14 protein-coding genes are annotated in these 14,037 nt (G+C 66.5%); 8 read left to right on the plus strand and 6 right to left on the minus strand.

The features are described 5' to 3' along the window. Positions 1-11 precede the first annotated feature (11 nt). From IB268_RS05300 to IB268_RS05325, 6 genes are read left to right on the plus strand one after another with little or no spacing between them, the layout of a single operon-like run. Complete coding sequence (locus tag IB268_RS05300) at positions 12-758, plus strand: SDR family oxidoreductase (protein WP_192353923.1); 747 nt, start codon at positions 12-14, stop codon at positions 756-758. 29 nt (positions 759-787) lie between these two features. Then, complete coding sequence (locus IB268_RS05305; RefSeq protein ID WP_192353924.1) at positions 788-1,654, plus strand: fumarylacetoacetate hydrolase family protein; 867 nt, start codon at positions 788-790, stop codon at positions 1,652-1,654. A gap of 26 nt (positions 1,655-1,680) precedes the next feature. Further along, complete coding sequence (locus IB268_RS05310; RefSeq protein WP_119451998.1) at positions 1,681-3,216, plus strand: UxaA family hydrolase; 1,536 nt, start codon at positions 1,681-1,683, stop codon at positions 3,214-3,216. A gap of 46 nt (positions 3,217-3,262) precedes the next feature. Beyond that, a complete protein-coding gene (gene manD / locus IB268_RS05315; RefSeq protein ID WP_192353925.1) occupies positions 3,263-4,474 on the plus strand; it encodes a D-mannonate dehydratase ManD in 1,212 nt (403 codons plus the stop codon). A gap of 3 nt (positions 4,475-4,477) precedes the next feature. Then, positions 4,478-6,040, plus strand: a complete 1,563-nt coding sequence (locus IB268_RS05320) for a mannitol dehydrogenase family protein (RefSeq protein ID WP_192329332.1) — start codon at positions 4,478-4,480, stop codon at positions 6,038-6,040. A 42-nt stretch (positions 6,041-6,082) separates the two neighbouring features. Beyond that, positions 6,083-7,147: an Ldh family oxidoreductase gene (locus IB268_RS05325; RefSeq protein WP_192353926.1), complete on the plus strand. Its 1,065-nt coding sequence runs from the start codon at positions 6,083-6,085 to the stop codon at positions 7,145-7,147. A gap of 28 nt (positions 7,148-7,175) precedes the next feature. Here IB268_RS05325 and IB268_RS05330 read toward each other — a convergent pair whose 3' ends face one another. The 6 genes from IB268_RS05330 to IB268_RS05355 form a co-directional block, all read right to left on the minus strand. Beyond that, the gene (locus IB268_RS05330) at positions 7,176-8,177 is read right to left on the minus strand and encodes an amidohydrolase family protein (RefSeq protein WP_119452002.1); all 1,002 of its coding nucleotides are present in this window, start codon (positions 8,175-8,177) and stop codon (positions 7,176-7,178) included. 68 nt (positions 8,178-8,245) lie between these two features. Further along, positions 8,246-8,797: a 3-hydroxyanthranilate 3,4-dioxygenase gene (locus IB268_RS05335; protein WP_119452003.1), complete on the minus strand. Its 552-nt coding sequence runs from the start codon at positions 8,795-8,797 to the stop codon at positions 8,246-8,248. Between the two features lie 139 nt (positions 8,798-8,936). Then, positions 8,937-9,905: a LysR substrate-binding domain-containing protein gene (locus IB268_RS05340; protein WP_054451910.1), complete on the minus strand. Its 969-nt coding sequence runs from the start codon at positions 9,903-9,905 to the stop codon at positions 8,937-8,939. A gap of 6 nt (positions 9,906-9,911) precedes the next feature. After that, positions 9,912-10,349 (minus strand): RidA family protein, encoded by a 438-nt coding sequence (locus tag IB268_RS05345; RefSeq protein WP_054451909.1) that lies wholly within the window; start codon positions 10,347-10,349, stop codon positions 9,912-9,914. A 24-nt stretch (positions 10,350-10,373) separates the two neighbouring features. Next, positions 10,374-11,831 (minus strand): 2-hydroxymuconic semialdehyde dehydrogenase, encoded by a 1,458-nt coding sequence (locus tag IB268_RS05350; protein WP_192353927.1) that lies wholly within the window; start codon positions 11,829-11,831, stop codon positions 10,374-10,376. Between the two features lie 78 nt (positions 11,832-11,909). Further along, on the minus strand, positions 11,910-12,464 hold the full coding sequence (locus IB268_RS05355; RefSeq protein WP_225588886.1) for a GNAT family N-acetyltransferase: 555 nt from the start codon (positions 12,462-12,464) through the stop codon (positions 11,910-11,912). 148 nt (positions 12,465-12,612) lie between these two features. Between IB268_RS05355 and IB268_RS05360 the strand changes: the two genes are divergently transcribed. Continuing rightward, positions 12,613-13,449: an AraC family transcriptional regulator gene (locus IB268_RS05360; protein ID WP_175212584.1), complete on the plus strand. Its 837-nt coding sequence runs from the start codon at positions 12,613-12,615 to the stop codon at positions 13,447-13,449. Between the two features lie 82 nt (positions 13,450-13,531). After that, positions 13,532-14,029 carry a MarR family winged helix-turn-helix transcriptional regulator gene (locus IB268_RS05365; RefSeq protein WP_175212583.1) on the plus strand — a complete coding sequence of 166 codons (498 nt, stop codon included), beginning with the start codon at positions 13,532-13,534 and terminating at the stop codon, positions 14,027-14,029. Positions 14,030-14,037 lie beyond the last annotated feature (8 nt).

Genomic DNA, 14,037 nt, shown 5'->3' on the forward strand with positions numbered 1-14,037 from the left:
AGGAAGACGTCATGACTGGAAGGCTGCAAGGCAAGACCGCCATCGTCACCGCTGCTGGTCAAGGCATAGGCCGCGCCGTGGCCGAGGCCTACGTCCGCGAAGGCGCCGACGTGCTGGCGCTGGACATCAACGGCGGGGCGCTGGAGACGCTGGCGGGATGCCGGCGCCGCACGCTGGACGTGACCGACGCAGCCGCCATCGGCGCGCTGGTCGCCGAGGCGGGGCCGGTGGACGTGCTGTTGAACGGCGCCGGTTTCGTGCATGCCGGAACCATCCTGGAATGCGACGAAAAGGCCTGGGACTTCTCGTTCGAACTGAACGTGAAATCCATGTACCGCATGATCCGCGCCTGCCTGCCCGGCATGCTGGCGCGGGGCGGCGGCTCCATCGTCAACATGGCCTCGGTGGCGTCCAGCATCAAGGGCGCGCCCAACCGCTGCGTCTACGGCGCCACCAAGGCAGCGGTGATCGGGCTGACCAAGTCCGTGGCCGCGGACTACGTGGGGCAGGGCATACGCTGCAACGCCATCTGCCCGGGCACGGTGGAATCGCCTTCGCTGCGCCAGCGCATCGAGGCGCAGGCCAGCGCCGGCGGGCAGACGCTGGCTGCGGTGGAGGCCGCCTTCGTCGCCCGCCAGCCCATGGGCCGCATCGGCAGCGCCGAGGAAATCGCCCTGCTGGCGGTGTACCTTGCCAGCGACGAGTCCGCCTTCACCACCGGCACCGCCCAGGTCATCGACGGCGGCTGGTCGAACTGAACATTTACTACACACATGAGGAACATGCGATGAAACTGTTGCGCTATGGTGCGAAAGGCGCGGAGAAGCCCGGAATGCTGGACGCCCGCGGGCAGGTGCGGGACCTGTCGGCGGTCCTGCCGGACATAGGCGCCGCCACGCTCACGCGCGCCGGCCTTGCGCCGCTGCGCGCGCTGGACCCGGCCAGCCTGCCGCTGGTGGATCGCCCGGGCCGCCTGGCTCCACCCTGGAGCGGCATGGGCAAGTTCATCTGCATCGGTCTGAACTACGCCGACCACGCAGCGGAGTCGGGCCTGCCGGTGCCGGCCGAGCCTGTGGTCTTCATGAAGCCCACCTCGGCCGTGGTCGGCTGCAACGATCCTGTGGTGCTGCCGCAGGAATCCGTCAAGACCGACTGGGAAGTCGAGCTGGGCGTGGTGATCGGCGAGCGGGCCCGCTACGTCAGCGAGGCGGACGCCATGAAGCACGTGGCCGGTTATTGCGTGGTCAACGACGTGTCCGAGCGTGAATACCAGATCGAGCGCGGCGGTACCTGGGACAAGGGCAAGGGCTGCGATACCTTCGGCCCGGTCGGCCCGTGGCTGGTCACCGCCGACGAGATCGCCGACCCGCAGGCGCTGGACATGTGGCTGGACGTCAATGGCAAGCGCTATCAGAACGGCAGCACCCGCACCATGGTGTTCGGCGTGGCGCAACTGGTGTCCTACGTCAGCCGCTTCATGACCCTGTACCCGGGAGACCTGATCAGCACCGGCACGCCGCCGGGCGTGGGCATGGGCCAGAAGCCGGCGCCCGTGTACCTGAAGGCCGGCGACGAGATGCGGCTGGGCATTGCCGGCCTGGGCGAACAGCAGCAGCGCGTCCACGCCTGGGATCCTGCGCTGATCGACGGTTAGCGGCGCGAGAACGCCAGGAGGCATTCATGTCTGAAACCGATACCGCCGTCATACGCATCCACCCGGCGGACAATGTGGTGATCGCCAGGCGCCAGCTGGCCGGCGGCACGCGCCTGGCTGGCGAAGACGTCGTCGTGCGCGGCCTGGTGCCGCCAGGGCACAAGGTGGCAACGCGCGCCATCGCCGCGGGCGAGCCGGTGCGCCGCTACAACCAGATCATCGGTGTCGCGCGCTGCGACATCGCGCCCGGCGCGCATGTCCACACGCACAACCTGGAGTTCTCCGACTTCGAGCGCGATTACGCCGTGGGCGTCGACGCGCGCGCCACCGATTACGTCGACGCGCCCGCGCAGTTCGACGGCATCGTGCGCGCCGACGGCCGCGTCGCCACGCGCAACTACATCGGCATCCTCACCAGCGTGAACTGTTCGGCCACCGCCGCGCGCGCGATCGCCGACCATTTCCGTCGCGATATCCATCCGGACGCGCTGGCGGCCTATCCCAACGTGGACGGAGTGGTGGCGCTGACGCATGGCGCCGGCTGCGCCACGGGCAGCGAGGGCGAACCGCTGCGCCTCTTGCGCCGCACGCTGGGCGGCTACGCCCGCCATCCCAATTTCGCGGGCCTGCTGGTGCTGGGCCTGGGCTGCGAAACCAACCAGATCGGCGGCCTGATGGAGCAGGAGGGGCTGCGCGAGAGCGGCTTGCTGCATACCTTCAACATCCAGGAGACCGGCGGCACGCGCAAGACCGTGGAGCATGGCATTGAACTGGTGCGCGCCATGCTGGCCCAGGCCGACCGCGTCCAGCGCCAGCCCGTGCCTGCAAGCATGTTGACCGTGGGCCTGCAATGCGGCGGGTCCGACGGCTATTCGGGCATCAGCGCCAATCCGGCGCTGGGCGCCGCAGTGGACCTGCTGGTACGCCATGGCGGCAGCGCCATCCTGTCGGAGACGCCGGAGATCTATGGCGGCGAGCACCTGCTGACCCGGCGCGCCGCCACGCCCGAAGTCGCGGCCAAGCTGTTGGCCCGGCTGCGCTGGTGGGAGGACTACTGCGCCCGCAACGATGCGGAAATGGACAACAACCCCTCGGCCGGGAACAAGGCGGGCGGGCTGACCACCATCCTGGAGAAATCCCTGGGCGCCATCGCCAAGAGCGGCACGACCCGCCTGGCCGACGTGTACGAATATGCCGAAACGGTGAGGGCGCGCGGGTTGGTGTTCATGGATACGCCGGGCTACGACCCGGTGTCCGCCACCGGCCAGGTCGCGGGCGGCGCCAACCTGATCTGCTTCACCACCGGCCGCGGCTCGGCCTACGGCTGTGCGCCCGCGCCGTCCTTGAAGCTGTCGACCAACACGGCGCTGTGGCAACGGCAGTCCGACGACATCGACATCAATTGCGGCGAAGTGGTTGACGGCGCGCAAAGCGTGGCCGGCATGGGCGAGCGCATATTCCGTCTGATGCTGGAAACAGCCTCGGGCCGGCGCACGCGCAGCGAGGAACATGGCTACGGCCAGAACGAGTTCGTGCCTTGGCAGTTGGGCGCGGTGATGTAGGCGCCCGGCGTCGGCCAGGGGTTTCCAGCATTCCACAGGACCATCCATGAAGATTACCCAAGCGCGCGTCATCGTCTGCAGTCCCGGCCGCAATTTCGTTACCTTGAAGATCGAAACCGATGAAGGCCTGTACGGTATCGGCGATGCCACGCTCAATGGCCGTGAGCTGGCCGTGGCGGCCTACCTGACCGAGCACGTGATTCCCTGCCTCATCGGCCGCGATCCGCAGCAGATCGAGGATATCTGGCAGTACCTGTACCGCGGCGCATATTGGCGGCGCGGTCCGGTCACCATGTCCGCGATCGCCGCCGTGGACACGGCCTTGTGGGACATCAAGGCCAAGGCCGCAGGCATGCCGCTGTACCAGTTGCTGGGCGGCAAGGGCCGTTCGGGCGTCATGGTCTACGGCCACGCCAATGGCCGCGACATCGACGAAACCGTGGACGAGGTGCTGCGTTACCGCGAGATGGGCTATCTGGCCATCCGCGCGCAAAGCGGGGTGCCGGGCCTGAACTCGGTCTATGGCGTGGGGCGCGGCCGCATGTTCTACGAACCCGCCGACGGCTCCCTGCCGTCCGAGCACGATTGGTCCACGGAAAAGTATCTGGACCACGCGCCGCGCCTGTTCCAGCGGGTGCGCGACGCAGTGGGCTGGGACACCCATCTGCTGCACGATGTGCATCACCGGCTCACGCCCATCGAGGCCGGCCGCCTGGGCAAGTCGCTGGAGCCCTACCGCCTGTTCTGGATGGAGGACGCCACGCCCGCGGAAAACCAGGAAGCCTTCCGGCTGATCCGCCAGCACACGGTCACGCCGCTGGCCGTGGGCGAAGTTTTCAACACTATCTGGGACTGCAAGGACCTGATCGAAAACCAGCTGATCGACTACATCCGCGCCACGGTGGTGCATGCGGGCGGCATCACGCATCTGCGCCGCATTGCCGACCTGGCCGCGCTCTATCAGGTGCGGACCGGCTGCCATGGCGCCACCGACCTGTCGCCAGCCTGCATGGGAGCCGCTCTGCATTTCGACCTGTGGGTGCCGAATTTCGGCATCCAGGAGTACATGCGGCACACGGACGAAACGGACGCAGTGTTTCCCCATGCTTACAGCTTCAATCAGGGCATGCTATACCCTGGCGACGCGCCGGGCCATGGTGTCGACATCGACGAAAAGCTCGCCGCCAGATATCCCTACCAACGCGCCTACCTGCCGGTCAACCGGCAGGCGCATGATGGCGCACTATGGCACTGGTAATCCATGCTCGAACGTTTGAATTCGGAGTCCCTGGCGCATCTGCCCGAGGACGTGGAATCTCCCGCCTATGACCGCAGCCGGGTCACGCCCGGCATCGTGCATCTGGGCATAGGCGCTTTCCACCGCGCCCACCAGGCGGTGGTGACGGACTTGGCCATGGCCGCCAGCGGGGACCTGAGTTGGGGCATCGTGGGCGTTTCGCTGCGCAGCCCCGCCACGCGCGACGCGCTGACGCCGCAAGACGGCCTGTACACCCTGGCGCTGCGCGACGCCGGCCCGGATGGGCAGTTGCGGGAACAGTTGCGGGTGGTCGGGTCGGTGTTGCGGGTCGTGGTGGCCGAGGAAGATCCCCAGGCGGTGCTGGAGCGCATCGCGTCCGCCCAGACGCGCATCGTCAGCCTGACCGTCACCGAGAAGGGCTACAGCCACGAACCGTCCACCGGCCACCTGCGCTGGGATGACCCGGACATCGTGCACGACCTTGCGCATCCGGTCAGGCCGCGCAGCACCATCGGCATCCTGGTGTACGGCCTGGCGCTGCGGCGCGAACGCAGCTTGCCCCCCGTCACGCTGCTGTCCTGCGACAACCTGCACGCCAACGGTGACACGCTGCGCAGCCTGGTGCTGGCCTTCGCCTTGCGGGTCGACGTGGGCCTGACCGCATGGATCGACAACAACTGCACTTTTCCGAATTCCATGGTGGACCGCATCGTGCCGGGCACGCAGGACGAAGACCGCGCGCGCGTGGCAGAGCGCCTGGGATTCGAGGACGCCTGGCCGGTGGTGGGTGAACCCTTCCTCAACTGGGTCATCGAGGACAAGTTCGCGGCCGGCAGGCCTGCCTGGGACGCGGCCGGCGCGAACTTCGTGCGCAACGCGGCGCCATACGAACGCCTGAAGCTGCGCATGGTCAACGCGCCGCATTCCGCGTTCGCGTACCTGGGCTCGATGCTGGGTCTGCGCACCAATAGCGAAGCCGCCGCGACGCCGGCGCTGCGCCGCTATGTCGACGACATGATGCGGCTGGAGCTTGCGCCCACGCTGCGCGGCGTTCCGGGATCAGGGCTGGATGAGTATCGCCAGCGCTTCCTGGCGCGCGTGTCCAATCCGGCGCTGCCTCACCTCACCCGGCAGGTCGCGATGGATGGTTCGCAGAAGGTGCCGCAGCGCCTGCTGGCCGCCATCCGCGACCGCAAGCAACGGGGCGACGATTTCAGCCGACTGGCCATGTCCGTAGCCGCCTGGCTGCATTACCTGCGCGGATACGACGAGCAGGGCAACACTTATGCCATCCAGGATCCGCTGGCCGGCGCGCTTGCCAAACTGCTGGCGCGCGCCGAGGTGGCCGCAACGGCTTCGGCCCCCTCCCAGGCAGCGCATCGGCGAGCCACTGTGATGGCGGGATTCCGGCCTGTGTTCGGCGATCTGGGCAGCAAGCCCGCTTTTGTCGAGGCGCTGGCCCTGCAGCTGGAACGCCTGCGCACGCTGGGCGTGCTGGGCGCGCTGGAGGCCCTGGAGCAGGACGCGGCCAGGGAAGACTCGGCGCAGCCCGTGCCGGCCGCTTGACCGCTGGCGGCGCGCCGCCAGCATCCATAAGAGGAGCGCAGCATGGCAAGGTCGGAAGGCGTGGGCGCGGCGCATTGGCTGGAATGGGGCGAAGCGTGCTTGCGGGTCCTGGATTTCAATGAAGACGACGGCCACTGCCTGGCATCCAGCCTGGCGCAGACCAGCCTGTGGGGCATTGACTCGCATGGCATCGCGCGGCTGCCGCACTACCTGAACCGGGTCGTCCATGGCTCCATCCTGGCGCGGCCACAAATCCGTATCGAGCAGAGCGGGGCGGCTTGTGCGCAGGTGCATGGCGGCAGGGGCCATGGCATCGTGGTGGCGCACCGGGCCAACGAGACGGCCATGGCGCTGGCGCGCGAGGCGGGCGTGGGCGCCGTCGGCGTCAGCGACTCTTCGCATTGCGGAGCCATCGGCCTGTACACGCGCGCGGCCGCTCGGCAAGGGCTGATTGGCATGGCCTACACGCATTCCGATTCCATTGCCGCGCCGTTCGGCGGCCGGCAACCGTATTTCGGCACCAACCCCATTTCCTTCGCTTTCCCCAGACAGGATGGCGAGCCGCTGTGCCTGGACATGGCGACGACCTCAATCCCATGGAATCGCGTCATGAACGCGCGCCGCGACGGCGCAGAACTGCCCGGAGGCGTGGCGCTGGACGCCGAGGGACGTAGCGTGACCGACGCGCGGCGTGTCCGCGCCTTGACGCCCTTGGGCGGCGACTACGGCCACAAGGGCTACGGCCTGGCGATGATGGTCGAACTCTTGTGCGGGCCGCTCAACGGCAATCCCCATGGACCGCACATCGGTCCCATGTACGAGCAGCTGGATCGTCCACGCGAACTCGGGGCGTTCTTCATCGTCATCGATCCCGCCCGGTTCGCGGGCGGCGCGACGTTGGCCGCCGTGGTGGCGGGCATGGCGGCCGAACTGGTGGCGCAGCCCGGTTCGCCATGCATGCCGGGCGATCCCGAACTGGCCTCGCAGGCGCAGCGCCAGGCCGCGGGGATTCCGGTGCCGCCGGCCTTGAAGGCCGAAATGGCCGAATGGAGCGCCAGGTTGGGGCTTGCGCTGCCGCCGTTCACACCGCTGGACGGCCAGGCCTGAGCGCAGCCGTCCCGCTACGCAGGAAGCGTCAGCGGACCAGGCCGAAGAACTCCATCGTGTTGCGGCTCAGAATCTTCTGCTGCACGTCCGGCAGCAGGCCAGCGTGGGTCACCAGCTTGCCCACTTCCTGTTCGCCCAGGGGATAGGGGTAGTCGGAACCCAGCAGCACCCGGTCTTCGCCCATTACGTCGATCAGCAGGCGCAGCGCGCGCGGGTCGAACACCGCGCTGTCGGTGTAGAAGCGGTCGGTGTACGAAGAGGGCAGCTGCGGACAGTCCTGGCGGATGATGTCGCGATGGCGCCAGGCATTGTCCACGCGGCCCAGCAGGAAGGCGAAGCTGCCGCCGCCGTGCGCGAAACAGAGCTTCAGGCTGCGCGGGATGCGCTCGAACGCGCCGGACAGGATCAGCGACAGGATGCCCAGCTGGGTTTCAGCGGGCATGGAGACCAGCCACGGCAACATCCATTTCTTCATGCGGCCGTCGGTCATCATGTCCCAGGGATGCACCAGCACCGGGATGTGATCGTTGGCGCAGTGGATCAGGAACTGCACCAGGGTCTCGTCGTCCAGGTCGCGCGGGCCGACGTGGTTGCCGATCTGCACACCCAGGTGGCCGGCGGCGCGGGCGCGCGACGCTTCCTTGCAGGCCAGCTCCAGATCCTGCAGCGGCACCTGCGCCAGCGCCTTCAGGCGCGCTGGCGCATGGGCGCAGTGTTCCAGCGCCAGGTCGTTCATGCGCGCCGCCCAGTCGGCGGCGGCCCGGGCCGGATAGGAGTAGCCGAACATGATGGGCGTCGCGCAGAGGATCTGCAGGTCTACGCCGTTGCGGTCCATCTGTTCCAGGCGCAGGGCCGGGGCCCACAAGGTGGCGTCCACCGGGCGGAACGGGCGGTCACCCGCCATGATCTGGCCGCTCGAACCGTCGCCGTCCAGCCGCAGCCAGGGCGCGTTGACGGGGTCCAGCGCCGCCGCTTCCTGCCGGGTGATCGGCGGGAAGAAGTGCGCGTGCATGTCGATTTTCTGGGTCATGTGCAAAGGAAAAGAAGTCGGTCGGGCGCGTGGCGGTGTGGCGCAAGATTGGGCAAAAGGAAACGCCCCTAGGCCGGGGCCGCCTGCGCGGAGGGCGCATGCCCCTTGCCCGGATGGATCTCGCCGCAGCTGGGACAGGTGCGTTTCTCGGTGCTGGAATAAAAGGCCTGGAACAGCGGCGGCAGGTCGGTCACGATGCTCTTGAGCTGTACCTCCACGCGGTGCACCAGGCTGCGGCATTGCGGGCAATACCATTCGAAGCCGTCCAGCAGGCCTTCAGGGCGCTGGCGTTCGATGACCAGGCAGGCGCTGTCGGTCTCGGGTCGTTGCGGCGAATGCCGCACGTGCGGCGGCAGAAGGAAAATATCGCCTTCCTTCAGATCCACGCGCTCGGGCTTGCCGTCCACCCACAGCGACAGCCAGGCGTTGCCGCGCAATTGGTAGAAGAACTCTTCCAGCGGGTCGTCGTGGTAGTCGGTGCGGTGGTTCGGGCCGCCGACCACGGTGACGATGAAGTCGGCGTCCTGCCAGATCTGCTGGTTGCCGACCGGTGGCTTGAGCAGGTGCGCGTGGTCGTCTATCCAGCGCTGGAAGTTCAACGGCGGGCCATAGGCAGGCATGCGGATCTCCGGAAGTCTGGGGGCGGACCGGGGCTGCCCCATAGCCCGCAGTCTAGGCGGGACCTTGCGGGCCTGCACAATAGAAATTACGCCGCCGGGTATGCGGCTTGTCTATGGCGGGATAACCCTGACCTGTCTGTCAACCGACGGCTTCAGCGCGCTGCGCCGCGATCTGCTTCAGATGGTCCACCAGGCGCTGGCAGGCCGGCGTCAGCGGGCGGTCCGCGCGCACCGAGTAGCCCACGTCGCCGAATGCGCCGAAGGCGTCGGTGGGCAGGCGCGCGAGCATGCCCGTGGCCAGGAATGGCGCTGCTGCGTCGTAAGGCAGCAGCGCCAGCGCGTCGCTGTGCATGAGCACGCCGATATTGGTCAGGAGCGATAGAGATTCGACATGCCGGGCCGGCAGGCGCAGGCCGGCGTCCAGGAAGCTGCGCTCGATCGAAGCGCGCAGCGGCGAGCTGGCGGCGGGCAGGATCCAGATGTGATCGGTCAGCGCGGCCAGCGGTGCGGACGGCGCGCCGGCCAGGGGATGGGCGGCGCGCGCCACCAGGCACAGCTCCTCGCGGTACAGCTTGTGATGGTCCACCGCCACGCCGGAGATCGATGCCATGTCGGCGCCGGGCAGGCGGCCCACCACGATGTCCAGGTCGCCCGTGGCCAGCGCCGGCAGCAACTGGGAGGTCGGCCCTTCGCGCACGCTGACCTGGATGCCGGGGTGCGCGGTCATCAGGCGCGCAATCGCCTCGGGCAGCAGCTTGGCCGACGCAGCGATGAGCGTACCCACCACCACATGGCCGCTGGCCCCGCCCAGCACCGCGTCGATGTCGTCGGCCATGTAGCGGATCTCGGCCATCATGGCCTGGACCCGGCGGCCCAGCACCACGGCCAGCTCCGTCGGCGTCACGCCGCGGTTGGAACGGTCGAACAACGACGCGCCGAAGAAGGACTCCAGTTCGTGGATGGCCTTGGTGACGGTGGGCTGGGTCAGATGCAGCTCGCTGGCGGCGCGCGACAGCGAACGGCATGCCAGCACGCGCTCGAACACCTGCAATTGGTGCAGCTTCAGCTTGCGGCTGAGCGCGTTGGGCGTGATGCGGAAGTCCGACATGCGCCGCTAGCGCACTTGCGGCTTGTAGGCGACCGCCTTGATCTCGATCAGCAGCTGCGGGTGCGGCAGCTGATGCACGGCGACGGTGGTACGGGCCGGACCGTCGGAGTCGAAGTACTCGCCGTACACCTGGTTGTAGCCGCCGAAATCATTCATGTTGACGAGGAAGGTGCTGATCTCGACCACGTCGGCCAGCGTCGCATCGGCCGTGGCCAGGATGTCGCGGATGTTCTCGATGACGGCGCGCGTCTGCACCCGGATGTCCAGCATGGCGGTGCCCATGGCGTCGACCTCGGCGCCCGCGATGCGGTTGTCGGGCAAGCGGGAGCTGGTGCCGGAGACATACAGGAAATCGCCGGCGCGCTTGATGTGCGGATACTTGCCGCGGGGCGTGGCCTTGCCGGCGACGACGGTGGCGCTGACGCCGGGCTGGGGTTGGTTCATCGCGTCTTCCTTTGCGTGGGGTGGTCAGAGCTTAATGCAGACATTGGTGGGTTCGGTATAGAAATGCAGCGAATGGCGTCCGCCTTCACGGCCGATGCCCGAAAGGCCGCTGCCGCCGAACGGTGTGCGCAGGTCGCGCAGGAACCAGCAGTTGACCCAGGCCAGGCCGACCTTCATGGCCTGCGCCACGCGGTGGCCGCGCGTGAGGTTCTGCGTCCAGACGGCCGCAGCCAGGCCGTAGCGCGTGTCGTTGGCCAGTCGGATGGCTTCTTCTTCGGTGTCGAAGGGCGTCACGTGGCAGACCGGGCCGAAGACTTCCTCCTTGATGCAGCGGGCGGTCTCGGGCAGGCCGGTCCAGATCGTGGGCTGCACGTAGGCGCCTTCGTCGCGCGCATCGCCGAATACCGGCACGCCGCCGCCTGCCACCACCGTCGCGCCTTCCTCGCGCGCCAGGGCGAAGTACGACAGCACCTTCTCGCGATGCTCGCGCGACACCAGCGGTCCCATCTCGGTGGCGGGATCCATGGGCCAGCCTATGCGCAGGGCTTCCGCGCGCGCCGCCAGCGCGGTGACGAAGCGCTCATAGATCGGGCGTTCGACGTAGACGCGCTCGGTGCACAGGCAGACCTGCCCGCAGTTGGCGAACACCGATTGCGTCACGCCGTCCACCGCGGCATCGAAATCCGCATCGGCGAACACCAGCGCCGCGTTCTTGCCGCCCAGCTCGAACGACACCGGCTTCACGCCCGGCGCCACGGCCCGCATGATGGCCGCGCCCGTGGCCGACTCGCCCGTGAAGGTGATGCCGTCGATGTCCGGATGGGTGGTCATGAATTCGCCCGCCGAGCCAGGTCCGAAGCCATGCGCCAGGTTCAGCACGCCGGCCGGCAGCCCGGCTTCATGCGCGACCTCGGCCAGCAGCGTGGCCGTGGAGGGCGTGACTTCGGACGGCTTCATGATCACCGTATTGCCGAATGCCAGCGCCGGCGCCACCTTCCAGGTCAGCAACAGGAGCGGCAGGTTCCAGGGCGAAATCACGCCCACCACGCCCAGCGGCTTGCGGTAGGCGTAGTTCAGCGCCTGGCGGCCATCGGGCGTATCCGTCATGTAGCTTTCCATGTCCAGCGTGCGCGCCAGTTCCGCGAAGGCGCGGAAATTGGCGGCCCCGCGCGGAATGTCGATCTTGCCTGCCCAGCCCACCGGCTTGCCGGTGTCGCCGATCTCGGCCTGCAGGAAGTCGTCGAAGCGCCGCGTGATGCCGTCGGCCAGGGCCAGCAGATGATCGGTGCGCTCGGCCACCGACAGCCCCGCCCAGGCGGGCAGGGCTCGGTGCGCCGCCGCCACCGCGCGGTCGATCTGGTCGCGGTTGGCTTCGTGGACCTGGGCGACCAGGCGCCCGTCCACCGGGCTGTGCTTGTCGAAGGTGGACGCGCCGTCTTCGAAGCGGCCGTCGATGTAGTTGCGCAATTGTCGGATCGTCATGTGCAGGGCTCGGTCTGGATGCAAAATAAATACGTATACGTACTATATTTTGGATCATAGACAGCGCCCCGCCTCAAGTCAATGCGATTCCGAAGCCGTCAGCGTCTGCCATTCTTCCTTGCCGATGCGGCTGACATGCTCCGTCCGGTAGTCGTTCATGAACTGATTGAACTTGTTCTCCTCGGTGTGATGGTGCTTGAAGCCGCACTTTTCCTGGGCTCTGCGCGATTTCTCGTTGTCGGCGAAATAGCCGCACCATAGCGCGTTGAAGTTCAACGTTTCAAACGCATGGCGCATCAGTTCCCTGACGGCTTCAGGAATCAACCCCTGGCCCCAGAACGGTACGCCGATCCAATACGCGATTTCGGCTTCGTCGTCGGCAATGTCGAAATTGCTGTCCTTCCCCATGAGCAACGCCACCAGGCCTATGGCGGTGTTGTCTCCCTTCTGTGTCAAGGCATAGGCCAGTGGCCGCGAAAAAACCGTCTGGATGATCTCCCGGCTATGTTCGACGCTTGTATGAGCAGGCCAGCCCGCGGCGAGGCCGATCCGTTCGTCGCTTGCATACGCAAACAGGCTCGGCGCGTCGTCGGTGTGCCAGGGCCGCAAAATGAGGCGTTCGGTGCGCAGCATGATTTCCCTTCCTTTCAGCAATGAAAACAGCAGCCGCAATTCTAGGATCCGAGGGCGCAACTGATAATAGACAGGGTTGAGCAGATTAGGTAATTTTGAAAACAAGATTGCGGGAATTCATGGGTGATGATTTAAAATTTCAGCGTAAATGAAAACGCTCTCTCAGCTCTCGGATACAGGCATCGAAGACCTGGCCATCGGCCTCAACAGCTTTGACGAACAGGTGGGGCACCCCTTGGCGTTGGCGTATGTGGTGGTGTTGATCTGCCGCGAGGGCAGCGCCGAGTGGGAAGTGAACTTCAAGCCGCACCGGATGAAGAAAAATGATCTCCTGGTCCTGGCGGAAGATTCCATCGCGCTCATCAAACGCAAGTCGGATGACTATTCATGTGCCTGCTATTTGATGAACCGGTCCATCGCTGCGGAGATTGCGCACGCGCTGCCCAACAGCCTGTTTTCCTTCTTGAGCCGTTCGCCGTTCTTCGCTGCCGAAAAGCTGTCGCCGCGGTATTCAAAGGCCTGGGAAGGCCAGGCGGCGCTGATCCATGAGCAGTGCGTCACCTACCAGCGGACCATGATCGTCAACCACGTCCAGAACCTGTTCTTGTGGATCTGTGAAAAGACAGACGGCCTTGGGGCCGGCATGAGGAATGACTTCAGCAGATCGGAAGCGGTCTGCTGGAAATTCTGGGAGCTGATCTCGATGCACTGCGTACAACAGCGCGGGGTGGCGTTCTATGCTGGGCTGCTGCATATCACTCCATACTATCTGTCGCAGTTGAGCAGGAGGTTCTTCAACGACGCGCCCAAAACGCTGATCGACAGGCAGGTCGTGTTGGAGATAAAAAAGCGCCTTACCCAGCCCAGGAAATCCGTGCAGCAGATTGCCGAGGAACTGCATTTCGCCGACGCCTCCTATTTGGGCAAGTTCTTCAAGCGCCATACCGGCGTGGGCTTGACCGACTACCGGAAAGGCAGGGCATGATGAAGTCTGAAAGGGGCGTGAGCTATCTTATGGACCCGCGCAGCAATGCCATGATCGCCGACATCCATCCCTTGGAAGCCCGATGACCGCTAGATCCCGACGTATCCCTCCCGACCCGGCCGCTCCCCAGGCCTTGCAGGCGTTCGACCTGACCCAGGTCGCGTCCCATCTGCTGCGCCGGGCCCATTTCCGGGCCGAAGCCCTGTTCGCCCAGGCCTTTCCCGACGAAGACCTGACCCCGCGGCAGAAGGCGCTGCTGATCACCGTCTACCAGAATCCGGGCGCGACCCAGAACCGCATCGCCGAGCTGATCGCGCTGGACCGCAATTCCTTCGCTGAAATGATCGCGCGCATGACCAAAAAGGGCTACGTGCGCCGCAAGCGCTCAGCCCAGGATGGGCGCGCCTATGCGCTGGAGATCACGGAAGAGGGCATTGCTCTGTTGGCGCGCATTCTGCCGCAGGATGCTGCCGTGGAGGCGGAGGTGCTGGCCCCCATCCCCGAGGATCTGCGGCCGGTGTTCCTGAAATGTCTGCGCTTGATGGCGGGTCTGGAGCAGCAGGACGACGCTCGGGGCTGATGGCGCCA

The sequence above is a fragment of the Achromobacter sp. ACM01 genome, assembly GCF_014851745.1.
In the GTDB taxonomy this organism is placed as follows: Bacteria; Pseudomonadota; Gammaproteobacteria; order Burkholderiales; family Burkholderiaceae_B; genus Achromobacter; species Achromobacter aegrifaciens.

Coding starts and splice junctions, on each gene's coding strand:
- IB268_RS05305 (WP_192353924.1), top strand. CDS start 788: ATGAAACTGTTGCGCTATGGTGCGAAAGGCGCGGAGAAGCCCGGAATG.
- IB268_RS05345 (WP_054451909.1), bottom strand. CDS start 10,349: ATGAACCAACCCCAGCCCGGCGTCAGCGCCACCGTCGTCGCCGGCAAG.
- IB268_RS05335 (WP_119452003.1), bottom strand. CDS start 8,797: ATGCCTGCCTATGGCCCGCCGTTGAACTTCCAGCGCTGGATAGACGAC.
- IB268_RS05355 (WP_225588886.1), bottom strand. CDS start 12,464: ATGCTGCGCACCGAACGCCTCATTTTGCGGCCCTGGCACACCGACGAC.
- IB268_RS05330 (WP_119452002.1), bottom strand. CDS start 8,177: ATGACCCAGAAAATCGACATGCACGCGCACTTCTTCCCGCCGATCACC.
- IB268_RS05360 (WP_175212584.1), top strand. CDS start 12,613: ATGAAAACGCTCTCTCAGCTCTCGGATACAGGCATCGAAGACCTGGCC.
- IB268_RS05310 (WP_119451998.1), top strand. CDS start 1,681: ATGTCTGAAACCGATACCGCCGTCATACGCATCCACCCGGCGGACAAT.
- IB268_RS05340 (WP_054451910.1), bottom strand. CDS start 9,905: ATGTCGGACTTCCGCATCACGCCCAACGCGCTCAGCCGCAAGCTGAAG.
- IB268_RS05325 (WP_192353926.1), top strand. CDS start 6,083: ATGGCAAGGTCGGAAGGCGTGGGCGCGGCGCATTGGCTGGAATGGGGC.
- IB268_RS05300 (WP_192353923.1), top strand. CDS start 12: ATGACTGGAAGGCTGCAAGGCAAGACCGCCATCGTCACCGCTGCTGGT.
- IB268_RS05350 (WP_192353927.1), bottom strand. CDS start 11,831: ATGACGATCCGACAATTGCGCAACTACATCGACGGCCGCTTCGAAGAC.
- IB268_RS05365 (WP_175212583.1), top strand. CDS start 13,532: ATGACCGCTAGATCCCGACGTATCCCTCCCGACCCGGCCGCTCCCCAG.
- IB268_RS05320 (WP_192329332.1), top strand. CDS start 4,478: ATGCTCGAACGTTTGAATTCGGAGTCCCTGGCGCATCTGCCCGAGGAC.
- manD (WP_192353925.1), top strand. CDS start 3,263: ATGAAGATTACCCAAGCGCGCGTCATCGTCTGCAGTCCCGGCCGCAAT.